At 69.4% G+C, this 23059-nt stretch carries 17 protein-coding genes and 1 pseudogene; 6 read left to right on the forward strand and 12 right to left on the reverse strand.

Annotated features, from left to right (window positions below):
• Positions 1 to 319 precede the first annotated feature (319 nt).
• Entirely contained in the window at positions 320 to 841 is a 522-nt protein-coding gene (locus tag ACIRPU_RS30140) for a GNAT family N-acetyltransferase (protein WP_403872741.1), read from the reverse strand.
• Between ACIRPU_RS30140 and ACIRPU_RS30145 the strand changes: the two genes are divergently transcribed.
• Positions 840 to 1430 carry a helix-turn-helix domain-containing protein gene (locus ACIRPU_RS30145; RefSeq protein ID WP_403872743.1) on the forward strand — a complete coding sequence of 197 codons (591 nt, stop codon included), beginning with the start codon at positions 840 to 842 and terminating at the stop codon, positions 1428 to 1430. The genes ACIRPU_RS30140 and ACIRPU_RS30145 overlap by 2 nt on opposite strands.
• Positions 1427 to 2779: an MFS transporter gene (locus tag ACIRPU_RS30150; protein ID WP_403872745.1), complete on the forward strand. Its 1353-nt coding sequence runs from the start codon at positions 1427 to 1429 to the stop codon at positions 2777 to 2779. The genes ACIRPU_RS30145 and ACIRPU_RS30150 overlap by 4 nt, the downstream gene beginning before the upstream one ends.
• Before the next feature lie 40 nt (positions 2780 to 2819).
• Here the strand turns inward: ACIRPU_RS30150 and ACIRPU_RS30155 are convergent, their stop codons facing one another.
• The 5 genes from ACIRPU_RS30155 to ACIRPU_RS30175 all read right to left on the reverse strand — a co-directional run bounded on the left by ACIRPU_RS30155 (position 2820) and on the right by ACIRPU_RS30175 (position 10717).
• Entirely contained in the window at positions 2820 to 3968 is a 1149-nt protein-coding gene (locus tag ACIRPU_RS30155) for a S8 family peptidase (protein WP_403872747.1), read from the reverse strand.
• A 453-nt stretch (positions 3969 to 4421) separates the two neighbouring features.
• Positions 4422 to 7175, reverse strand: coding sequence for an alkaline phosphatase family protein (locus tag ACIRPU_RS30160; protein WP_403872749.1), 2754 nt, complete (start codon positions 7173 to 7175; stop codon positions 4422 to 4424).
• A gap of 4 nt (positions 7176 to 7179) precedes the next feature.
• Positions 7180 to 8541 carry an ABC transporter permease gene (locus ACIRPU_RS30165; RefSeq protein ID WP_403872751.1) on the reverse strand — a complete coding sequence of 454 codons (1362 nt, stop codon included), beginning with the start codon at positions 8539 to 8541 and terminating at the stop codon, positions 7180 to 7182.
• The gene (locus tag ACIRPU_RS30170) at positions 8538 to 9497 is read right to left on the reverse strand and encodes an ABC transporter ATP-binding protein (protein ID WP_403872753.1); all 960 of its coding nucleotides are present in this window, start codon (positions 9495 to 9497) and stop codon (positions 8538 to 8540) included. Before ACIRPU_RS30170 ends, ACIRPU_RS30165 begins: the two co-directional genes overlap by 4 nt.
• 368 nt (positions 9498 to 9865) lie before the next feature.
• The gene (locus ACIRPU_RS30175; protein ID WP_403872755.1) at positions 9866 to 10717 is read right to left on the reverse strand and encodes a LysR family transcriptional regulator; all 852 of its coding nucleotides are present in this window, start codon (positions 10715 to 10717) and stop codon (positions 9866 to 9868) included.
• 305 nt (positions 10718 to 11022) lie between these two features.
• On the opposite strand from ACIRPU_RS30175, the gene ACIRPU_RS30180 reads away from it, so the two are divergent.
• Entirely contained in the window at positions 11023 to 11385 is a 363-nt protein-coding gene (locus ACIRPU_RS30180; protein WP_403872757.1) for a DoxX family protein, read from the forward strand.
• A 336-nt stretch (positions 11386 to 11721) separates the two neighbouring features.
• On the opposite strand, the gene ACIRPU_RS30185 is transcribed toward ACIRPU_RS30180, so the two are convergent.
• Both ACIRPU_RS30185 and ACIRPU_RS30190 read right to left on the reverse strand, forming a co-directional pair.
• Positions 11722 to 11907, reverse strand: coding sequence for a hypothetical protein (locus ACIRPU_RS30185; RefSeq protein ID WP_403872759.1), 186 nt, complete (start codon positions 11905 to 11907; stop codon positions 11722 to 11724).
• Positions 11908 to 12008: 101 nt separating this feature from the next.
• A complete protein-coding gene (locus ACIRPU_RS30190) occupies positions 12009 to 15290 on the reverse strand; it encodes an RHS repeat-associated core domain-containing protein (RefSeq protein ID WP_403872795.1) in 3282 nt (1093 codons plus the stop codon).
• Positions 15291 to 16011: 721 nt separating this feature from the next.
• On the opposite strand from ACIRPU_RS30190, the gene ACIRPU_RS30195 reads away from it, so the two are divergent.
• Entirely contained in the window at positions 16012 to 17220 is a 1209-nt protein-coding gene (locus ACIRPU_RS30195) for a serine hydrolase domain-containing protein (protein WP_403872761.1), read from the forward strand.
• A gap of 147 nt (positions 17221 to 17367) precedes the next feature.
• Here the strand turns inward: ACIRPU_RS30195 and ACIRPU_RS30200 are convergent, their stop codons facing one another.
• The 3 genes and pseudogenes from ACIRPU_RS30200 to ACIRPU_RS30210 form a co-directional block, all read right to left on the reverse strand.
• A complete protein-coding gene (locus ACIRPU_RS30200) occupies positions 17368 to 17748 on the reverse strand; it encodes a hypothetical protein (protein ID WP_403872763.1) in 381 nt (126 codons plus the stop codon).
• A 221-nt stretch (positions 17749 to 17969) separates the two neighbouring features.
• A pseudogene (locus tag ACIRPU_RS30205) lies at positions 17970 to 18385 on the reverse strand (winged helix-turn-helix domain-containing protein); the annotation flags it as partial.
• 19 nt (positions 18386 to 18404) lie between these two features.
• Positions 18405 to 19094, reverse strand: coding sequence for a TetR/AcrR family transcriptional regulator (locus tag ACIRPU_RS30210; RefSeq protein WP_403872765.1), 690 nt, complete (start codon positions 19092 to 19094; stop codon positions 18405 to 18407).
• Between the two features lie 53 nt (positions 19095 to 19147).
• On the opposite strand from ACIRPU_RS30210, the gene ACIRPU_RS30215 reads away from it, so the two are divergent.
• Positions 19148 to 20266, forward strand: a complete 1119-nt coding sequence (locus ACIRPU_RS30215) for an FAD-dependent oxidoreductase (protein WP_403872767.1) — start codon at positions 19148 to 19150, stop codon at positions 20264 to 20266.
• Positions 20267 to 20457: 191 nt separating this feature from the next.
• Positions 20458 to 21135, forward strand: a complete 678-nt coding sequence (locus ACIRPU_RS30220) for an alpha/beta fold hydrolase (RefSeq protein ID WP_403872769.1) — start codon at positions 20458 to 20460, stop codon at positions 21133 to 21135.
• Between the two features lie 54 nt (positions 21136 to 21189).
• Here the strand turns inward: ACIRPU_RS30220 and ACIRPU_RS30225 are convergent, their stop codons facing one another.
• A complete protein-coding gene (locus tag ACIRPU_RS30225; RefSeq protein ID WP_403872771.1) occupies positions 21190 to 22713 on the reverse strand; it encodes an FAD-binding oxidoreductase in 1524 nt (507 codons plus the stop codon).
• Between the last annotated feature and the right edge of the window lie 346 nt (positions 22714 to 23059).

Here is a 23059-nt window from a genome sequence, read left to right on the forward strand (position 1 = left end):
CTGGTAGACCGGCCCGATCGGCGGAACGCATCGGTGGATTTTCATTGACTAGCCGAACAACAGACGCCTTTGCTCGGACACCACCTTCGCCATCGCGTCGAGGGCATGAGGCAGGGCATGTGCGACATCGCGACATCTTGTGGCTGTCGGCCCGGGCAGACTCGTAGGTGGCTGAGACCTTCCGGTAAGCAGTGCGGTACAGGCGTCGGGCAGATCGCCGAGCTCCGGGGACATGCCGACGATGGGGGAGAACGTACGGTCGGGAAGGGCCGAAGCGCGGTGTCCCACCAGGGGCAGGCGCCGTTCGTGTGTCGGTGGCTCAGGTCAGGGGGAGCTGCATGATCGTCAGGTCGAGCCATCGGCCGAACTTCGTGCCGACCTCCGGCACGGTGCCTGCGTGGCGGAACCCGTAGCGTTCGTGCAGCCGGATCGACGAGGCGTTCTCCGCCTCGATACCGGCGATGACGACGTGGTGGCCGGCATCACGCGCCGCGGTGATGAGCGCGGCGAGCAGTGCGGAGCCGACGCCGAGCCCGTGCCGGCCTTCGCGGACGTAGACCGAGTCCTCCACCGTGTGGCGAAATCCGTCCAGTTGCCGCCACGGGCCGTAGACCGCGAAACCGGCGACCTCGCCGCCGACCTCGGCCACGAACGCCGAGCCGCGTTCCAGATGGGCGGCCAGCCAGGCCGTCCCTTCGGCGGGGGACTGCGGGGTCTGCGTCCACAGAGCCGTCGAGTGCTCGATCACGTGGTTGCGGATCGCGCGGATGGCCTCGGCGTCGCCGTGGTGTGCGGGACGGACTGTCACAGCAGCCCGGCTCGTCTCGTATATTGGATTCATGTCCAACATAGTAGATCCCTTGGTGGGGCAGATCGCAGCCCGTGTCCGCACCGAACGGGAACGTCGGCGGTGGACCCTGGCCCAGCTCGCGGATGCCTCCGGTGTCTCTCAGGCCATGATCAGCCGGATCGAGCGCGGTGAGAGCAGCCCGACCGCCGTCGTCCTCGGCAAGCTGTCGGCCGCCTTCCAGCTCAGCGTCGCCTCTCTGTTCGCCCTCGCCGAGGGAGCGCAGGACGCCCCGGACGCAATCGCCGCAGTGCACCGCCGGGACGACACGGCCGAGTGGCGTGATCCCGCCACCGGCTACCAGCGCCGCCAGATCACCGGCCCGCACTTCCCCGCGGAGATCGCCGAGATCTGCCTGCCGGCCGGCGCCCGGGTGCCGTATCCGGCCGCCGCGTTTGCCTTCGTACGCCAGGTCGTCTGGGTTCTCGACGGCCATCTGACCTTCCACGACGGCGACACCGTCCACGGACTCGACGCGGGTGACACCATCGAACTCGGCGAGCCCACCGAGCGCGTCTTCGCCAACACCACGGACACCGCCTGCCGCTACGCCGTCATCCTCACCCGCGCGACGCAGCCGTGACCCGCCCCCGTCCCCGAGGCGGCACGCTTCTCCTCGCCGCCATATCGGGAACGGCGATCGCGAACAACTACGCCATCCAGCCCGCGCTCACCACGGTCGCCGCGGACCTGGACGTCCCCCTGTCCGCGATCGGCCTCGTCCCCACCGCCGCGCTCGTCGGCTGCATGACCGGCTTCGCCCTCCTGCTTCCCCTCACCGACCACCTGGCCCCGCATCGCCTGGTCACCGCGCAGCTCACCGCCCTGGCCGCCGCTCTCGCCCTCGCCGCAGCCGCACCCGGCGCGGTCCTGCTCCTGGCCGCCTACCTGCTCATCGGCGCTGCCGCCAGCGTCGCGGCACAGGCCGGCAACATCGCGGGCCGCCACGCCCCGCCCGGCCGCCGCGGAACGGACGTCGCCACGGTGGCCGCCGGCATGTCGGCCGGCATCCTTCTCAGCCGCCTGGTGGGAGGGACGCTCACCGAGATCCTCGGGTGGCAGCGGATGCTCCTCGTCTTCGCAGCCGTCGCCCTGCTCGGTTCGATCACCGCCCACCTGCTCCTGCCCCGGCAACGGCCCCGCTCCGAGCACAGCTACCGCTCCACTCTCGCTTCACTGCCCCCGCTCCTGCACCGCCACCCGCAACTGCGTCTGGCCGTGGCCACCGGCGGCCTGTGGTACTTCGCCTTCAACCTCGTCTGGGTCGCCCTGACCCTCGCTCTGGCCCAGCCGCCCTACTCCCTGGGGCCGACTGCCATCGGCCTGTACAGCCTGGCCGGCCTCCTCGGCTTCGCCGCACTCCCTCTCACCGGACGCCTCACCGACCGATACACCCCCCGAACCGTGATCTCCGTCGCCATGGTGACCGCCGCCGCCGGAACGACCCTGCTGGCCACCGGCCTAAGCACCCCGCCGACCACAGCACTCGGGCTCGCCCTCTTCGACGCGGGCTGCTTCGCCGCTCAGGCCGCCAACCAGAGCCGCATCATCGCCCTCGACCCCCAACGCTCCGGCAGCCTCAGCAGCGTCTATCTCGTGCTGTACTTCACCGTCGGCGCCATCGGCACCGCCCTCGCCGCGCCTCTGCTCGACACCCTCGGCTGGCAGGGCACCGCCCTCACCGCCTTCGCCGCGCTACTCCTCGCTGCCGCCCTCGGACTCGCCGGCCCCCGCGGACCCGCCACGATCCGCCTCCGGGCCATGCCGCCGACTGGCGTTCGGGAGCCTCTCCGCGAGCCCACGGCCAGGGGGGCGGACGGCGACGCGTTGATCGAAAAGCTGCGGGCCCGCTGGACCGCTGTTTCCCCCATCGCGCCAGCCGCGGTCGACGAGGCAGAGCGCAGGATCGGGAGACCGTCACCGCCGACCTAGAGGTCGACCTAGAGGTCGGCCGACTCGGCGCCGGGGCGGGTCAGAGGCCGCCGGTGTTGAGCAGTCGGTTGGGGGTGTCGGTGCGGACGCCGCGCACGACACCAGGGGTGGCCGTGTGGTCGAGCCAGACGTGGACCTCCTTGGCCGTGGCGCGGGGGTGTGCCGACAGGTAGAGCGCGATCACGCCAGTCGCATGCGGCGCGGCCCAGGATGTGGCGCCGACGTCCTCCGTGACCGTACCGCCGCCGGCGAGGGCGGCTGTCACCTTCTGGCCGGGGGCGTACAGGTCCACGCATCGTCCGTACCCCGAGCCGTAGGAGCCGCCGTCGCTCCACACGCGGTCGTTCGAGGTGGAGGCCGCCACGACGATCGTGCCGGGGACGCCGGCGGGGGAGTGCTTGCAGGCGTCGTCATGAAAATTGCCTGCCGACACCACCGTCGGGATCCCCGCGTCGATCATCTTCTTCACGGCGGACTCCAGGGCCGAGGACCGGTGGTCGAGGTTGAGTGACATATTCACCACCGCGGGCTTCTGCGCGTGCGCGGTGACCCACTTGACCGAGTTCACCAAGGCCGCCTCGGCAGCCGCTGAGGAACCGCCGCCCCCGCTCTCGCACAGGATGCCCTGGACCCGTACGAGCTCCGCCTTGGGCGCCACGCCATACTTCGCCCCGCCGATGATGCCCGCGACGAATGTGCCGTGGCCGGTTCCCTCCTCGCTGAAGCAGTCACCGGAGTCCTTCGGGCCGACGAAATCGGCGCCGAGCTGGGCGCGTCCGCCGAACTCCTTGTGAGCGATGTCCATCCCGGTGTCGATCACATAGACGTGAACACCCTTGCCCGCGGCGGTGGTGGTGAACTTCCCGTTCAGGGGCCGCGACCGCTGGTCCAGGATGTCTAGGTTCCACGGCACGTGCCGGGTGACGGGCGCCGCCGCGGCCTGCGTGGCCGCGGACAACCCCTCCACGGCGCCGGGAGATGTCGTCGCCGAGCCGGACGACACCCCGTTCTCGGCCGGCACCCCGTTCTCGGCCGGCGCTTCGTTCCCGGACGGCGCCCCGGACTCCCGGTCCCCGTGCGCGGAGCGCGTCCCGCCACTCTGCCCTGCCGCAGCGCCTGCTTCCCCGCCGCAGGCCGAGGCCCCCAGCACCGTCACCATGGCCACCACCATGAGGCCGGCCTTCGTCACGTTCCGAGTCACAACGTCCCCCCCACATCCCGCTTTCGCACACAGTCAGCGCACAAGACGACCATGGCGGGCGGGCGGTTCCGGCGGGGTGTGCGGGGGATCGGTTCACGACCTCGACACCATCGGCCCTGGGTCCACGGCGCGCCCTTCCAGCCCCTCCCGGTGCGGCAGGGGACGGCCGCGCCAGACCTCGTCAAGTTCGCGCACCGCACATCGGATGGGGGGTGCCCAGCCCGCGTCGGCCGCGCTGAACGGATGAGCCGAGGCCGCCCGGACGAGCTCTTTGACACCAGCCCTGACTCGTCGTGCTCGCGCCGGGCCCGGCGCCGTCGACGGACCGCTCGCTCACCCGCGGTGCGGCAGCCACCTCGTTCTGCTGCCCGCCCCGAAGGGCCCCCGGGTCTGCGGTGATGCCGTCCCAGTCCCAGGGGCCCTTCGGGGGAGCGGGCCGCGTCAGCCGTCGGACTCCGGTGACGGGAGGTAGGCGCCCGGAACGTCGTCCGGCGCGTAGATCTTGCTGTCGCCGGGGTACGGCTTGATCCAGTTGTGGGTCTCGTACCACGTGAGCCGGTTCATCTGGACGGGGTTCGCGTAGTCGGGCACGGCATGGGGGCCGGTCAGCCGCTGGTGCGACTCCCAGGTCTTCCACTGCGCCGCGACCTTCTGCCGGTCCGCCGGCACCTTCGCCGTCCTCGGCGCGGGCGCCGCATCGGGGTTCTGCGGCGCCGGGATGTCCGCGCCGCACGAGGGCTGGGTGCTGAGGCCGTCGGTCAGGGAGGTGCGGTTGGCCACCGCCTTGAACGGCGTGTTGTCGGCCTTCGGGGTGAAGGCGCCGAACATCGGGGTGGCGGCGCTGTCCTTCTGGTTCATCGGGTGGATCCCGAGGATCTGCTCGATGGTACGGATCATCGTGATCTGCGAGTAGTAGTGGTTGTCGACGGTGCCGTGCTGGGCGTAGGGGCTGATGACCTGGACCGGTGCACGGTGGCCGTCGACGTGGTCGAGGCCGGCCTGCGAGTCGTCCTCGACGACGAAGATCGCCGAGTCCTTCCAGTACTTGCTGTGCGAGATCTCGTCCACCATCTTGCCGACCGCGAGGTCGTTGTCCGCGACCTCGGCGGCAGGGCTCGCCGGACCACCGGTGTGGTCGTTGGAGAACCAGAACATGTTCAGGTTCGCCGGACCGTTCTTCTCGAAGTCCTGCTGCCAGACCTGGTACTTGTAGATGTCCGGGACGCTCAGGTCGAACAGCGGGAAGCCGGGCACCGACACCTTGTTGAGCGACGGAATCGCCGAGCCCGTCCGGATGGGGTAGGCGGTCTGCTGCCCGGTCGCGGCCATGTTCTTGGCGTCGCAGTACAGGTTCTGCCACGTGGCGCCGGACGGCTTGCTCTCCAGTGACTGGAACTCGCCGTAGTCCCTGACGGACTTCCCGGCCGCCTGCGCGCCCGTCCAGATGAAGCCGGACTTCTGGTGGCCGAGCACGTCGTCCTCGGTGTCGTAACTGCGCGTGTACTCACCGGCGGAGGACTCGGTGTACTCCGGGTTGTCGGACTGCATCAGCCAGTTGTGGCCCTCGGCGGAGTTGGTGCCGATGTCGTAGAAGTTGTCGTACAGCCCGAACTGCTGAGCCAGCGCGTGCTGGTTCGGCGTCACGTTCTCACCGAACTGTGTCAGCGACGAGTCGCCGTTGCCCTGCGGCATGTCGCCGAAGACCTGGTCGTAGGTGCGGTTCTCCTTGACGAGCAGGAAGACGTGCTTGATCGTCGAGGGGTCGCCGAGCCGCGCCGGGACCGGCACCGGCTTGGTGTGGCTCGTGGTCTTGGCCGTCGTGACCGAGCCGGGCGTCCAGCCGTTCTGCTTGAAGACCTTGGCCGTCTGGGCCCTGATCACGCTGTCGTCCGGCAGCGTGAACTGCGTCAGACTCGACGTCGTGTCGTGGGTGCCGTGGCCCGCGCTGTCGGGACGGCGGGCGTCGATACCACGGGTGTGGGAGACGACCACCTTGTTGCCGACGGTGGCGATCTCCGCGGGGAAGTAGTCCGTCGGGAGCAGGCCGACGTAACTGGCGGGATCCTGGGCGGACTTGTAGCGGTAGACGGCGACCGCGTCGGCGCGGCCGAGCGTCACCAGCAGATGACCGTCGGCTGTCAGCGTCACCGCGTCGGGCTCGTAGCCGACCTTCGCCTCGGGCCACGGCTGGGTGGCGATGGTCTGTACGACCTTGTCCTTGCGGGAATCGATGACCGACACGCTGTTGTCGGCGGTGTTGGTGACGAACACCGCGCCCTTCTTGGCGTACACCGCGGTCGGGTGCAGACCGACGCCGATGCTTCCGACGGCGGCGGACGGGCTTGCCAGATCGATGACGCTGACCGTGCCGGTGGTGGTGGCGCCGGTTTTCGGGTTCGCCGGCACCTGAGTGCCGTAGGAGTTGATCGTGGAGTCGCCGGACCTGGCCGGACGGCCACCCTCGTTGCTGACGTAGAGCTTGCTCCCGACCATGGCGATGCCACGGGGGGCGTTGCCCACGGGCCAGCTCTGCTTGACGGTTCCGGTCGCCACGTCGATGGCGGCCACCCGGTTCTGGCCGTTGACCGCTGAGTACACGGTGGAGCCGTCGGCCGAGAACACCGCCGCGCCCACCAGTGCGTGCCGGGCGCCGTCGGCCGGTATGGAGACGGCCGTCGGGCTGGAGAGGGTGCCGTCGGCGTTCACGGTGAACTTGGTGTAGCCGTCGCTCTGGCCGAGCCACAGCTGCTTGCCGTCGGGCGAGTACGTCGGGCCCTCCTGGCCGACCGCGCCACTGCTGATCTTCAGATCGTCCGCCGAGGAGGTGCCGACGCGCTGCTTCACCTGTCCGGTCTCGAGGTCCATGATCACCAGCGACGCGTCGCCGTCGGTGATCGAGGCCGCGAGATGGGCGCCGTCCGGGCTGACCGAGGACGACATGATCTTGCCGTCGTCGATGACGGTGCGACTGCCGTACGGGGCGATGTGCTGGTCGGCGGAGACGACCTGGCCGTCGGCGGTGACCTGGCCGACCTGCTGGGTGCCGAACTGATGCGTCTGGGCGACGGCGGTGCCCGTGACGGCGAGGGCGACGGCGGTGCTCGCCGCCAGCAGCAAGGTCCGGCGGCCGACGCGTCTGCCGAAAAGGGTGAACTCGTCCTTCTCGTTGATCCGACGCTGCCGTGTTACCTGCATGGAGCTATCCCTTCGGGGGAGGGGTGGTGATCAGTTCGACGTTGCCGTCGAACTGCCAGAGCGGGTTCGGTGCGTCGCCGATCGGGGTCCGCACCAGGAAGTAGCCGTTCACTTCCTTCGGTCCGTCGCCGTCGGCGACGTATCGCCCGTCGGCGGCGACGTCGAGCTGGTAGATGGCCGACCCGGTGACGGTGGCGCCGGGCAGGTGCCAGGAGACGACGCAGCGCCAGTCGTTGCCCGGCCCCTCGGCGGCGATCTGGCCGGCGCCCTTGTCGCACGCCGCCGAGGCCTTCAACTGCGCCTCGGTGACGGCGGGGCGGCCCAACTGCTCCGTCTGTAGGCGGTAGAGGTGGGCGAAGGACGTGGCGACCGACCGCTGCACCTTTTCCTGCTGGATTCCGGAACCCACGGACGGGGTCGCCACGGCGATGACCGTGACCGTGAGGGCGACCAGTGCGGTCAGCGGAAGGAGCGCGGTGGTGAGGGCGCGGCGCCCGGAGCCGTCGTAGCTCAGGTCGGTGAAGTCCCGCCGCAGGAAGAGCCGATAGGCCAGCGCGGTCGCGAGCACGGCCCACACCAGGCTGACAACGATGCCGATGAGGAGCGGGCCGAGCTGCGCAGGGCTGGTGAACAGGCCGTTCCAGGCGAGGAAGGCGTAACCGGGCAGGGCGAGGCGTACCGAGACGGGAAGCGGCAGCATCTGGGCGAGCTGCATCGCAGGCGCGACGAGCGCGGGCAGGAGCAGTCCCATCGGGGACCGTCCGAACGCGACCGACCCCAGCAGTCCGATTCCCGCGAGGGCCAGGGTCGGAGCGAGCACACAGGCCCAGGCGAGGAAGACCTTCCCGGCGGCGTCCGACGGCGCCAGCAGATGACCGTCGAGGCCGACCAGCGGCTGGTCGCCGACGGCCAGGACCCCGCCGACCGTGCTCGAACCGGCCAGCCCGGCCACCAGCAGCAGGATGACGGTCAGACTGGCCAGTGACTTCGCCACGAAGATCCGTCGAGGCGAGCGGACCGCCACGAGCAGATGGCGCCAGGTACCGAGCCGGTCCTCGGAGGCGAACACGTCGCCGGCGACCACCGAAGTCAGCAGCGGGAGCGCCCAGGTGCCCGCGAAACCGAGCGTCACCAGCGGTCCGGCCCACCCCGTGGCGTGCATCCAGCGGCCGAAGAGGGTGTCGGTGGGGAGTGTGCTCTGTTGGCTCACCGCCGCGACGAAGAGCGCCGGCGCGACCCAACAGGCGAGGACCAGAAAGCGGATCCGCCATTGCGACACCAGCTTGACCAACTCGAAGCGGTAGCCGCGCGACACCGAGACGCGGCCGACGACGGAAGTACGGTCCTCGACCGTGGTCGCGGTCATCTGCCGGCCTCCTGCTGGTGCTGGTGCTGGTGCTGGTCGGTGAGGGCGAGGAAGGCGGCTTCGAGCGGCGACACCACGGGGGAGAGTTCGCGCACCGCGATGCCCGCGCGGACGAGCCCCGCCACCAGGTCGTCGAGGGCGGGCACCAGTGCACGCACGACGAGCGCCTGGGCGCCCTTCCGTGCCCCGGTGTCGCCGACGACGGCGATCCCGGCCGTCCCGACAGCCAGCGCCCGGGCGGCTTGAGGGTCGGAGGTGACCAACCGGTAGTCGAGTGCACGGTTGTCGGCGGCCAGTTTGTCCAACGGGCCGCAGAACACGGTCCGTCCGGTGGCGAGGATGGTGACCTCGGAGCACAGTGCCTCGAGGTCGTCCATGCGATGGCTCGAGAGCACGACGGCGGTGCCGTCCGCGGCGAGGCGGTCGAGGACACCGTGCACGTGCCTCTTGCCGGCCGGGTCGAGGCCGTTGGCGGGTTCGTCGAGCACCAGTAGCCGGGGCTTGGTGAGCAGGGCGGCGGCCAGCCCGAGCCGCTGGCGCATGCCGAGCGAGAATCCGCGGGTCCGCTCGTCGGCGACCTCGGTGAGCCCGACCTCGTGGAGGACGTCGTCGATGCCCGCTGTCCGCGCGTCGCTGCCGCGAAGCGCGGCCAACGCGGCCAGGTTCTGCCTGGCGGTGAGCGAGGGGTAGAGTCCGGGCCCGTCCACGAAGCCTGCGACACCGTCAGGAGCGGCGAGCGCCCGCCCGACCGGCGTACCCAGGATCTCGAGGCGGCCGCTGTCGGCGACCGCCAGGCCCAGCAGGAGGCCGAGCAGAGTCGTCTTGCCGGCGCCGTTCGGTCCCACCAAACCGTGGATCTGCCCCTGCGTCACATCCAGATCGATGCCGTCCAGGGCGACGACGTCGTCGAAGCACTTGGTGATCCCGCGAGCCCGGACGGCGAGGAGTGTGTCCATGAGTCCCTTCTTCCGCAACGGTGAAGGAACTTAGGGGTGGCATACGACGCAGGCGGGGACAGCGGGTTGAACGTGCCTGGAACGGATCGTCAAGGCATCGGCAAGTCCGTCTGTACGAGGCAAACCCGGCTTCGAGCCGGATTTGCCTCTGTGACATCGCGAACCCTCATTTCCGAGCAGGTGCACCGACCGCCCTCGTGGCGATCGCGTCGCGGCCGACCGGCTGCGACGCGATCAAGGACTGCTCTGATGACCCGGGCACGGAACCCGGTGCGGTGTCAGCGGCTGAACACGAGTTCGGCCTGGTCGCGCTTGGTGGTGTGCAGGTGCAGGTTGTGCCGGCCGCGCCGACGGGCCGGGTGAGGCGCTCAGTTGCGGTAGGCGGCGATCGCGGTCTGGAGGAACGAGCGGATCAACGGATTGCTGTCGCCCTCGTTCCATGCCACCACCACCCGGCTCGGCGGCATGTCGATCAGCGGTACCACGGCGAGCCCCTCTCCCGGCTCGTGGTCCAGGAGAGTCATGCCGACCGTGCCGTTCCAGAGCACGGCCTGCCGACATTCCTGGACGGCACGCACCACCGGACCCTCGCGGGGCTCCCCGCCGTTCCAGTACGACTGCCAGAGGGGGTCGGCGCCCTCCGGGAAGAGGAACCAGCGGCGGTCCGCCAGGTCGGCCGGCTTCAGGCTGCCGCGCCGGGCCAGCGGGTCGTCGGCGCGCAGCAGCGCGCCCACCGGGTCGGCACGCAGCTCGTGCACGGTCAGGCCGGTCTCGTCGAACGGCCCGCGGGTCAGGGCGACGTCGACCAGTCCGGCGTGCAGCCCGCAGGTGGGATCGGTCAGGTCGGTCTCGCGGACGCGGACCTCAACACGCGGGTGCCGTCGGTGGTAGGCGCGGGCCAGCCGGGTCGCGCCCGGGTCGGTGCTGTCACCCAGGAGGCCGACGGTGATGGTTGCGGCGCCGGCCGCCGCGGCCACGCGTGCGCGTACCCGGTCGGCCTGGTCGAGCAGGGAGCGCGCCTCGTCGAGCAGCACCGCCCCCACCGGAGTGAGGCTGACGCCGGAGGAGGACCGGTCGAACAGCGCGGCGCCGACCTCGGACTCCAGCTGCTTGATCGCCCGGCTCAACGGGGGCTGACTCATGTGCAGTCGGGCGGCGGCCCGGCCGAAGTGGAGCTCCTCGGCGACCGCCACGAAATAGCGCAGTGTGCGTAGCTCCATGCTGCGACGATACCCGCACGGTATCGAGGTCACAGAATGGGTCTTGGACAGTCGCGGCGCCCCGGCCGTGAAATCGACACATGACCGACGAGACGATGAGCCGCTACGCCACTGAGCCCGCCACCGACTTCGCCTGACGGCGGGGAGGGCAACGCTGTCTGACTGCCCGCACCGGCTCCGTGACGGCCGGGGACCTCGTGCTCCTACCGGCCGAAATTGCATGGGCACGACGACGTACGTGCCTGTGCCCTTATTGGTGCTCCCGGTGACGAGGGGCACTTGCATCCGACCCATGGAAGGGAATCGTGAACGTCGCTTATTGGATCGTTGCCGGTCCGCTCGCTCTGTTCTACCTCTACGGGGGCGGGGTGAAAATGGTCCGGAGCCGTGAGCAGCTCCAACCGATGATGGCCTGGGTGGACAGCACGCCGATGCCGGTCGTCAGGGCCATCGGGCTGATCGAAGTGCTCGGCGCGATCGGGCTGATCCTCCCGCCACTGACCGGGATCGCGCCCTGGTCGGCCCTGGCCGCGGCCATCGGGTTCGTGATCCTTCAGATCGGAGCGACCAGGGTTCACCTGAGCCGCGGAGACCGACAGATCGCCCTCAACCTCACGCTCCTTCTCACGGCGGCCGTAACCGCCTGGCTGGCGACGACATGGACGTGACCTCAGGCGGGACCAGCGACTCGTGAGGTCGTACGACGATCACGAGGCGACGCTCTTGAGGCGGCGCCAACGATCGGACCGCGGGCCAACGAGGGTAGGACGTCGGAGAGTTCGGGTCGTCGTTCCCCTCACACGGCGAGCCGCTTCGAGCCCGGACACGCCTGCTCTACGTATGCCGCTCGGATCCAGGAAACGCGAGAAGGGCCCGGCTGACGCCGGGTGGGCAGAGGGCCGTACCCGACCGTCGGTCACGGACGGCCGGGTACGGGTGATCTCACAGGTGGTCGCGAGCCGGTCCGCGACACGCTCCGACGCGATCCGCGAAAGGCTGCGGGGTCACCTTCGTGTCATCCGACGGCGCGTCATCGCCACGGCGAAGCTGAGCGCCCCGGCGGTGGCGACGACACCGGCCGCGAGCATCACGTAGTTGCCCGCGCCGGCACCCCAGATGATGGCGGTCACTCCGAAGACCGCCGCCACGATGATGAAGATCTTCAACGTCGTCTCAGGCTTCGCCGGCATGGATGCCTCCTCGTCAGGACCTGTCAGGTCGTGGCCTCCGGGCGGGTACCGAAGAAGTGCCCGCCCGGAGGGATGATTGCTGTTTGTCAGTGTTCAGCGCTTCATCCGTAACTCAGGATGTCCGCGTTCATCTCTGCCGCCGCTACACCGACGGCGCAGGAAGTGATGACCGACCCGACGGTTCCCGCCGGCCCGAAGAACACGGTCGCGGCCTGGGTGATGCCGGTTTCGGACGCCGCACCCACCCCGGCAAGGCAACCGGCCGCATCCCCGACGATGCGACTGCCGACGTCGATGACGTCCGAGAAACTGAACAGTCCCTCCGGGTCGATGCGGTTGACGGGGTCGCCCTCGGCGTAGAGGTAAGGGTTCTTCTCCCGGCCGGAGGGGTCGGGCTGGGTGAAGCGGCCGATGTTGGCGTCGTAGTAGCGGGCCTGAAGGTGGTAGAGGCCCGTGGGGTCCTGGTAGTTGCCGGCGAAACGGTAGGGCTGGGCGACCGGTTCGGAGGACTGGGCCAGGATGCGTACGCCGCGGGGGCTGTAGGTGTAGGTGTCGACCTTGTTGCCGTCCTCGTCCGCGAGGCCGACCACGGAACCGATGGCGTCGGTGAGGTAGTAGTAGGTCTTGCCCCCGGTCGTCATGGAGTTCAACGTGCCCCCGGGCTCGCGGTTGAAGCCCATGTCCACGCCGGCTGTCGATTTGGCGGCCAGCCCCAGAGGGCCGTTGTGGAAGTACGTGTCGCCCAGATTGACGCGCTCGCTCTGGTCGGTGGAGCCGTACTGGCTGGCGTAGGTCTTGCTGTTGACCGTGATCGATGTCATCTGCGAGTGGTCGGACCAGGTCTCGCCGGTGCGGACGTAGTCGTCGGTGGAGGCTGCGGCGGTCTCGTTTCCGATCTTGTCGTAGGACCAGGTGCCCGTGGTGCTGGACTTGCTCGTCAGCTGCTGGGCGTCGTTGTAGGTGTAGGTGGTGCCGCGCGGGCAGCCCTCGTCGGTGCCCTGGGAGGTGAGGTTGCCGGCCAGGTCGTAGCAGTACTGCCAGGAGTCGGTGACCGTGCCGGACTTCTCCTCCTTGGCGTAGGAGAAGCGGCCCGCTCCGTCATAGCTGTACGTGCGCTTCAGCGCGGTCACGTTGTCCGTCGAGGTGCGGATCTTGCTGCCGTCGGTGCCGCTGTTCGTGCCGTAACCGTAGGTGTAGGCGAGGTCGACCAGGGTGCCCTGGTCGGAGGTCACCTTGATGGTCTGCGGGCGGCTGGACTTGTCCACGCCGACCGTCTGGACCGTGCCGCCGGGGTAGGTGGTCGTCTTGCGGACGTCGTTGTTGTCGTAGGTGTACGTCGTCACCCGGCCCTGGGGATCCTTGAGCTCCTTGAGCTTGTTGACCTCGTTCCAGGTGTAGTCGACCGTGCCGGCCGGGTCCTGGTAGTAGTCCACGTTGCCCGCCGCGGTGTAGGCGAGCAGGGTCTGGGAGCCGTCCTGGAGGTGGCGGACCGTCTCACGCTGGAGCGGGTCGAAGTCGTACGTGATCGTGCCGGTGCCGTCCGAGCGCTGCCTGAGGTTGCCGTCACCGTCGTAGAAGTACTCGACCTTGGCCGCGTTCGGCGCGGTGACGGTGCGGATCCGGTCGAGGTTGTCGTAGGTGTAGGTGACCGTGACACCGCGGGCGTCGGTGACGGTCGCGGTGCGGCCCAGCGCGTCGTAGGTGTAGGTCGTCCTGCCCAGTGGCGCGGGCGCCTGGGCCCACTCCAGGTTGCCCTTGGAGTCGTAGTGGAAGTCGGTCTCCACCGTCTTGGCGGAGGTCATTTTGGTCTTCTGCGCACAGCGCTGGCCCTCGAAGCCGCCGCAGGTGACCGTGGCGGGGTTGTAGTCGTAGGAGACGCTGCCGCCGCCGGTTCCGGTCTGGGCCACCGACTTGGTGTTGCCGGCCGTGTCGTAGGTGAAGGCGGTCTTCTCGCCGTCGGGGTTGGTGGAGTCCTTGGGCACGTCCCCGCCGGCGATGGTCTGCCAGCTGTTGGCGGTCTTTCCGCCCGTCGGCGCGACGGCGGTCTCCAGATTGTTGCGGGAGTTGAAGCCGTAGTCCGTGACGTTGCCCGGGGTGGTGCCCGAGCCCATGGCGTCGGTGGCGGTGTCGATGTTGTGGTTGGTGTCGAACTTCGTGGAGCGCTTGTGCTGAAGCGCGTCCAGCACCTCGGTGACCTGTCCGTCGCCGTCATGGGTGTACTTGGTGGCGTGCAGCTCCGGGTCGGTGGCGGTGGTGATGCCCGCCGCCGTCGGCGAGGTGACGCTGTAGGCGTAGGTCCACGTGGGGCCGGTGTGGCCGTCGCTGTTGAAGCCCGTGCCGCGCAGCATGGAGGTGACGCGGTTGGCGTCGTCATAAGTGAAGACCGTGACCCGGCCCTCGGCGGTGCTGATCTTGTCTACGCGGCCCGAGGTGTCGTAGCGGAAGGTGATCGTCTTGCCCTCGGTGTCCGTGGTGGTGGCCAGGTTGCCCGCACCGTCGAGGTTGAACACCGCGGTGCGGCCGGTGTTGTCCTTGGCCTGCCACTGGGATGCGTCCGTCTTGAGCAGGTCGACCCAGCGGCCCGAGCGGGTCTCGGTCAGCTTGAAGCCCTTGTGCTCGCCGCTTTCGTCGTGCTGGGTGACGGTGATCGTGCCCTTGTTGCGGTCGGTGACCTTCGTCAGCGTGCCGTTGGTGTCGTAGGTCTCCGTCCCGCCCGACTTCCACTTCGTCAGCGTGTACGTGCCGTCGGCGTTCTTCTTCAGGTCTTCGGAATAGCCCTTAGGGGTGGTGAAAGAGCCGTCGCTGTTCTTGGTGAAGCGGACGGTGGCGCCGGAGGCGTCGTAGAAGACCGTCTCGGTGGACGAGATCGACAGGTAGCGCTCGTACTGCTGCCACCAGCGCTGCGAGATCTTGCCCCACGGCGCGTCCAACGAGTTGTAGGTCCGCGCCAGCGTCAGGCGCTGTCCTACCCCCGCGATGTCGAAGTCCGTCGCCGTCAGCATCAGGTTGCCGGTCGAGTAATCGATCTTCGCCGTCAGCGCGTCCGTGATGGCGAAGCTCGTGTAGCGGTGCCAGGGCACGTTCCCCTGCCCCTCGGGAATGATGTTGAGCACCGAGGCGGCTTCCGTGGCGCTGGACGACTTGGCCTTGTTCGCCGGTGCACCGTCGGCGTGCGCGCGCTGCTCCTTCGCCCAGGGCAGCAGCACATCGTCCGTCGGGTTCTTCGCGGCCTGCGAGGCCACAGGCTTGTTCGGGCCGGCCTTCACCGCCGGCATGGCGAAGTCGGGACTGTCCGAACCCCACACCGAGGCAGGCCTGGTGTCGTCGGCGGCCGCGTCGGCGGCCGGCAGCGCCGACAGGGCCAGCGCCGCCGAGGCCACCATCGCCGAGGCGGCGAGAGCGGCTGATTTTCTACGGGCACACCGAAACGGCATGCCGAAGGCACGCTTGTGCATGACTTCCCCCCATTGGAAAGGCAACCCCAGCGACCCCAGTGGTCACCAGGCGCCCACAAAGTGCCACAGGAATCGCACAAAAATCCGTGCGGTTCCCCCTGACTTCCGCACCATGCGGGCAGGAATCAGCCCCTCCCCTTCGGGTTCGTGAAAGGTACAGAAGATTGCATAGGCCACCCGTTGCGGAAGGCTGGACAGCAGGAACACACATCGCGCAGACCGAACACGGCCGAAAGCCTTCGCTGCGAACCCCCGCACCGCGACGCTCACGATGGCGTCCGCCACCGCCTCGGGCAGATCGGCGACAAGGGGTCAGGAACGTCCGGGTCCGCTGGGGCGACTCCGACCGGTCCGGCCTCACCCCTCACGACACTCAGGTGGACGCATCCGAATCCGACCGCTCGGACGACGCCCATCAAGATTCTCGAGCCCCAACCCGCCAGGCATGGACGGCGGTTAGGGTGTCAATGATCCATCAAGCCGATGATGTTCGACGGGCTGCACACGGAGCACCGGATCAGCCCGGCCTCCGCACCCCAGCGCCACCGCACCGCCAGCGCCACCGCCCCGCCACCAGAACGAAGAGCGGCACCGAAACTCCTCCAGCGTCGGTTCGGCACTCGCCGGCCTTACCCAGAGAAGGTTTTGTATGCGCATTCGAGCAATTGGCGTCGTCCTCGCAGGTGTCACGCTCGCTACCCTCGCGACACCCTCACACGCCGCCGCATTAGCGGCGCCGAACATCGAGGCCGTTCGCGCCGTACAGCGACAGGCCATGGCGCAGGGCGCGCCGGGCGCACTGACGCTCATCGACGACCAGGCCACCTACTACGGCGTCGCGAGCGGCAAGGCGAACACGGCCACCGGGGCCAGAATGGACACCGGCCGACGGTTCCGCATCGGAAGCGTCACCAAGACCTTCAGCACAGTCGTCCTGATGCAACTGGTCTCCGAGGGCCTCGTCGACCTGGACGCACCGGCCAACACGTACCTGCCCACTCCCTTGCCGAGCGCCTCCATCACCGTGCGGCATCTGCTCAGTCATCGCAGCGGGCTCTACGACTACACCAACGATATGTTCTACTCCACCGTTCCAGGCTTCGAAGCGGTGCGGAACAAGACGTTCAGCTTCCAGGAACTGATCAACAAGTCGACGGCGTATCCACTGACCATGACGCCCGGATCCGGTTACAGCTACTCCAACACCAACTTCGTGGTGATCGGCCAGATCATCGAGCGCCTCACGGGGAAGTCGGTCGCCGAGCAGTACCGACAGCGCATCTTCGAGCCGCTCAACCTCACCAACACCTCCTATGTCCACCCCCTGACCGACATCGCCGGATCCGCCTCTCGCGGCTACCTGCGGCCGGACGACACCACGCTTCCCCTGGTGGATTCCACGGAGCAGACGGTCTCCTGGGCGCAGTCCGCCGGGGCGATCATCTCCAATGCAGAAGATCTCAACACGTTCTTCAGCGCCCTGCTCTCCGGCGCCCTGCTCCCGCAGAGTGCGCTGCGGCAGATGACGACCATGGTCCCCGTCAACGCGGACGGTAGCCAGTCCTACGGTTTGGGCCTGCGCGCCAGGAAGCTGTCCTGTGGTGTGACGGTCTACGGGCACACCGGCACGGTGCAGGGCTACTACACCTGGGCGTTCGGCACTTCTGACGGCAGCCGCACCATGACCTCCATGGCCAACACCTCCAACAACGGCACGGTGAACGCCACATTGGGCGGAACGTTGGAGGCGACCTTCTGCGGCACCGCCCCGACAGCGGCGTCCCTGAGGACCGCGGCAGCGGCGGACGGCGGGTTCCGCGAGGACATAGCGCCGGACGTGGTTCGCGGTCGCCCGTGACCGCGTCCGAGCCGCCGGGACAGGGCTGACGACGCAGCACCTCTGCCGCGGATTCCCCGGCGGCAACCGGCAGTTGTGCCTGCCGCCCGCGACGGCTGGACCCGCACCGCGAGACGCGGCTGCGGGCCGGCCCGCGCCGCAACAGGATCACCCCTCCCGCTCGCCCCATTCCCGCACGGCGAGCGCACGCTTCATACGGGCCGCGATGTCCGACTTGGCTGTCGCGTCCAGTGTCTCCGGCAGCTCCTGGAAAGTGGCCGGCAAGACATCGAGCAGGCTCAACACCTCCTCGCCGGTCCGGACCGTGAGCAACAGCTCGCACCGCCACTGCGGTGGCACGTCCGGACGATGGGTGAGCCGATGCTCCATCGCCGGGAACAGATAGTGCACCGCCTCGGCCCCCGCGTGCTCCCGCAGCCAGTCGGCCGGAAGCCGCTGGCTGAAGCCCAAACGCGCCGCTTCCTCCTCCAGCAGCAGAAGCCGCTCGGTGTCGACGGCCCGAATCGTCCGCGGCAGCACTGCAGTCATGTCGCGATCATGCCACCAGGCACCGATGGGGCCACCTCACACCGACAACCAGAGCCACTTCAAACCGTCACACGGCCCCGAACGACCTCCGGGTGGGGCCACTTCAGACCGTCAGAATGGGGCCGACTCGAACCGTAGGGCCACGTGCTCCGCAGCGGCCATGACGGTGGGGTCGAAGCGGTAGCGCAGACAGTGCAGACCGCTGGACTGGACCGTCCCTTCCTCCTGCGCGCCCCGCGGGCTGTGCCGATCGTTCGGTCGCTGCCCGCCTCGCGCAGTTTGCGGCGCAGTCGGGTCAGGTACTGGTCGAGGGTGTTCTCGTGGACTTGGGCGCCCTCGGGCCAGGCCGCCCGGACCAGCTCGCGGCGGCGCACGATGCCGCCGGAAGCGGTGATGGGCGGTCAGGAAGATCACGGGGGAGAGGAATCCGTTCGCGCGCATCGCCTGGCACACGTCCTCGCCCGTCGGCGTCGGGCGGCCCGATGTCCGGCCTGGTAGGCGAGGTTGTAGCCGTCTTCGAGAACTGGCCGTTGACCGAAGCGGACGCTCCCGGCTCCCCGATGGCAGCACCAACGTCATGAAGTGGTGGCGGCGCAAGCCCGCACGGCCCGTGGACACCGACCCCGACCTCGCTCACATTCGGCAGGAGCTGAGCGTCACGCCGGCGGGGCGAGTTTGGCGGCCACGGCGTCGAGGACCCAGTCCAGGCCGGTCGCGAAGGATGTCTCGGCGTCCACGTGCGTGCCGTCGTACACGGCCTTGGCCAGCGCCGGGAAGCGGCCCGTGGCCAGCATTCTCGTCACATGCGGGCCGGAGGCGCGCTGCCAGTCGCGCTTGGACAGGCCCGTGGTGTGCTCGGCCCGCCGGTTCGCGATCTCGCGCCTGATCGCGCCGGTGACGTAGGCGCTGACGGTCTCCACGGCGCGCATGACGGTGTCGATGTCGGCGAGGCCGTCGAGGGCGGCCAGCTTGGCCTCGGTCACGGCGAGGCCGTTCGGGCCCAGGGTCGGGCGGCCGCCGAGCAGGTCGGCCAGCCATTCGTGGCGGAGAGCGGCCTGCCTGGTGCGGTGGGCGAGGATGCGCAGCGCCTCCCGCCAGTCTCCGGGCCGCTCCTCGGGGAGGATCTCGGCATGGACCTCGTCCACCATGAGGTCGAACAGCTCCTGCTTGGTGGAGATGTATCCGTACAGCCGCATCGGGCCGGCGTTCAGCCGGGCGGCGACCTTGCGCAACGACACCGCCTCCAGCCCGCCCTCGTCGGCCAGCGCGATGGCGGCGGCGACGATCCGCTCCCGGTCGAGCGGCACGGGGCGAGTCGGCGGCTCCGGCCGGTCCCACACAGTCATGGCCACATCGTACTGTTGCGATGCATTGTAATGAGGAAATACAGTGTATCGACATGAGACATCGCATCGCCGTGGTCGGCAGTGGCCCCGCCGGCTTAACCTTCGCCCGCGTTTTGCACCGCCACGACTACCCTGTCACCGTCCTCGAACGCGATCCCACGCCCGACGCCCGCCCTCCGGGCGGCACGCTGGACCTGCACGAAGGGCTGGGCCAGCTCGCGCTGGACAAGGCAGGGCTGCTGGCGGAATTCCAGGCGGTGTCTCGTCCTGAGGGACAGGCCATGCGCATCCTTGACACGGACGGGACCGTCCTGCGCGACTGGCGACCCCGTCCAGAGGACCGGGCCAATCCCGAGATCGACCGCAGGCAACTCCGTGACCTGCTGCTCGGCCCTCTCGACGTCCAGTGGGGCCGGGGCGTGACGCAGGTGGTGCCGGGGACCCGGGATGGTGCACTGGTCCATTTCGCGGACGGGCGACAGGAGACGTTCGACCTCGTGGTCGGCGCGGACGGCGCATGGTCCCGGGTCCGCCCGGCAGTCTCGTCGGTGACGCCGCACTACACCGGCGTCACCTCGATCGAGACCTCCCTCGACGACGTCGACACCCGCCACCCCGACCTCGCCCGACTGATCGGCGACGGTTCCATGGCCGTGTACGGCGTGAACCGAAGCCTCGTCGCCCAGCGCAACAGCGGCGGCCACGTGAAGGTGTACACCAAATTCCGCGCGCCGCTGGACTGGCACGCGAACCTGGACCTGGCCGACGTCGAGGCCGTGCGATCGAGTCTGCGGGTTCTGTTCGACGGCTGGGCCGCTCCCGTCCTCGACCTCCTCCGCAAGGGCACCGCCTTCGTCCACCGCCCCTTCTACGTCCTGCCCGTCTCCCATACCTGGACCCACGTCTCCGGGGTGACGCTGCTGGGCGACGCCGCCCATCTGATGCCCCCCTTGGGGGCGGGCGCGAACCTCGCGATGCTGGAAGGCGCCGAACTCGCCGAGGCCATCGCCACCGGCCCCGGAGATCTGGACGAGACCGTCCGCGCCTTTGAGGAACAGATGTGGGCACGGGCCGGCAGGTGGGCGAAGATCACGACGGCCGGTCTGGAACGCCTCGTGAGCCCGGACCCCGCCGAAGCCGTCGCCCTCTTCGACCAAGTCCAGCCATCCTGACCGCCAGGCGCGAGAGCACCAGCACCAACAGCTCGCCACGTAAGGGGTCCTGAGGGCCAGCTCCTGGGGCAGGTACTGGATGCCGGCGTGCAGCACGACCAGGATCCGGCGGCCCGCCGCCGGCCCGAGCGTCGCCCAGGCGTCTGACCACCAGCAGTACACGTCGGGTTCTACTGACCTACGATGACGCGGTGAAGTTCGTGATGGTGCCGGGTGGTTGGCAAGGCGGCTGGGCGTTCGACTCGGTGGCTGCTGAGCTGCACCGAGACGGTCACCACGTCGAGGCGGTGACCCTGGCGGGGTTGGAGCCGGACGGCCCAGCCGATGTGGACCGTCCGCCGAACCTCGACACCCATATCGCCCAGGTGGCCGAGATCATCGACCGTGGCGACGGAACACCTGTCGCGCTGTGCGGGCACAGCTACGGCGGGATGGTGATCGCCGGTGTCGCGGATCGGCTCGGCGGCCGCCTCGATCAGCTCGTCTTCATCGACGCCTACGTCCCGGACGACGGGGATTCGTGTTGGTCTTTGACCAGCGACGGCTTCCGGGGGTTGTTCATGGCCGGTGCCCGCGCCGACGGTCGATGGGTCGCAGTCCCCGAAGGACTCGACCCTCGCGCGCGACCGCACCCACTGGCGAGCTTCGTCCAGTCGATCAGGCTGGGAGGCAACCCCAGCCGTGCGCCCGGCCGAACGTTCATCAGCGGTGGCGCGTGGGCGGGCAGCCCGTTCGTGACCCTGACCGAGCGGTTGCGCGACGACTCGGGCTGGCGGGTTCACGAGATCCCCGTCGGCCACAACATCGCCCGCCGCGACCCGCATGCCCTCGCGGCCGTTCTCGGCGCATTGCCGTCCGACTCCGCCTGACTCCGCCTGACGCACAGCCGCTCACTCCTCCGTGCCGGAGAAGGCGCTGCTCGGCTATCTCGTGATCGAGGTGCCGGCACTTCCCGAATCCGGCTGCTGGGTCGTGGTCACCAGGACGCTGTCCGAGGACGGACGACTCGTCACCTGTGCAGGTGCCGTTGAAGCCCGCGCATGCGGTGACAGCGCCGGCGGGATGTTGCGGTTGTGGGCACGGAAGACGTTCCCGAGGTCGTACTGCTGCTTGATCCGCCGCAGGCGGGCCAGGACAGGCGGGTCGAACACGTCGGCGGCGACCGCCTCCCGGGACGTGAAGTTCTGGTACAGGCGACTGGTGGACCAAGGGGTGAGGTCCTTCAGCAGCGAGTTCATCCGGTCGATACCCGCATCGACCACGTCCGGCGGTCCGACCACCGCTCCCCACACCATGAAGGCGGCGTCTCGCGCTCCGGTGGCGCTGGGCAGCCGCGGTTCCCTGCCCAGGGCACCCGCCAGATGCCGGATCTCCAGCACGGTGACCGCACTGGCGGAGGCGGGCCCGACCCGGTCGAGTACGGCGGCGACGCCGCCCGGTGTCAGCTCCGTCAGCAGCACGCTCCGGTCCTCGTACGGCGCCGGCTCGGTCGGGTCCTGGTGCACCTCGGCGAACGTGTCGTACCCGCGCCGGCCGATCGTGTCCGCCAGCGGGGTGCCGACCGCGCGCAGCGGAGCGATGAGTTCCTCGGCCTCGGTGTCCGCGCCGAGGTACGCCACCCGCACGTGAACGACGAACCGGCCGCGCAGCAACTCCGGGATCTGCGGCAGGGGTGGGAAGTTGAGCAGGGCGACGGACACCGTCAGCTCGTCGGGGGCCTGCGCCGCGACCTGCCGGTAGGCGTGCAGCACGGACTCCGCGCGCTCCGCCGGATGGAAGATGCCACCCCCGTAGAACGTGTTCACCGGGAACAGGGAGAACTCCAGCGCCGTCACGACCCCGAAGTTGCTGCCGCCTCCGCGCAGTACCCAGAACAGGGCGGGATCCGACTGCTCCGTCACGTGGCGCAACGCGCCGTCGGCCGTGACCACGGCGATCGCGCGGACGTGGTCGGCGGCCCAGCCGTACGCACGGCCCAGCACCGGGCTGAGCCCGCCCCCGAGCGTGTACCCGACCACGCCCACGCCGGCGCTGGAGCCGTTGAGCGGGGCCAGCCCGTAGCGCTGGGCCGGGCCCACGACGTCGCCCCAGAGTGCTCCGGCCTCGACCCGGGCGGTGGCCGTCGCCGGATCGATGTGGACGGCCCGCATGGCGCGCGTCGTGATCAGGAGGGATCCGTCGCTCGTGTTCGGCGGGTACGGGTGGTGGCCGGTCGACAGGACGCCGACCCCGAGCCCGTGTGCCGTGGCGAACCGGATCGCCGCCTGTACGTCGTCGGAGGTCGTGGCGGCCACGACGAGCGCCGACCGTGTCCGCGAGCGCAGGTTGAACGCGGAGACCTCCCGGGCGTAGTCGGCGTCGCCGGGCGTGCAGACCGTCCCGGCGATCTGCGCCGTCAGTGCCTCGAGTGCCCGCTGGGGCAGGGCGGGCGTGGATTCCTGGCTCATGTTCTGTGCCGTCCTTCGTCGGTGGGATGACTGGTGAGGGCTCGAGCCGGTCGCGCCGGTGTGTCCCTCACCCCGGCCATCGAAGGGCCGGCCGCTGTCCGGCCGCTTTCTGGCGCTGTCCCCGCACTGACGTGGGTTCTGGCAGGGGCCCGCGCTCCGTCGGAAGCAACGTGGGCGCCGCGTTCCGCGGAGTGTCCGGGATTTCGACGCTCCCGAAGGCGCGGCGGCGTCCGGTGGCCGGTGGTCTCCTTAGAAGCCGTATCTCAACCGATCTTGGAACGTGTGGATCGAACAGTGTTCCTGGTCGGGTGATCTTCCGGCGATACGCGCATGAAGGCAGGGCCTC

The sequence above is a fragment of the Streptomyces sp. NPDC102259 genome (assembly GCF_044766465.1).
Classification (GTDB): domain Bacteria; phylum Actinomycetota; class Actinomycetes; order Streptomycetales; family Streptomycetaceae; genus Streptomyces.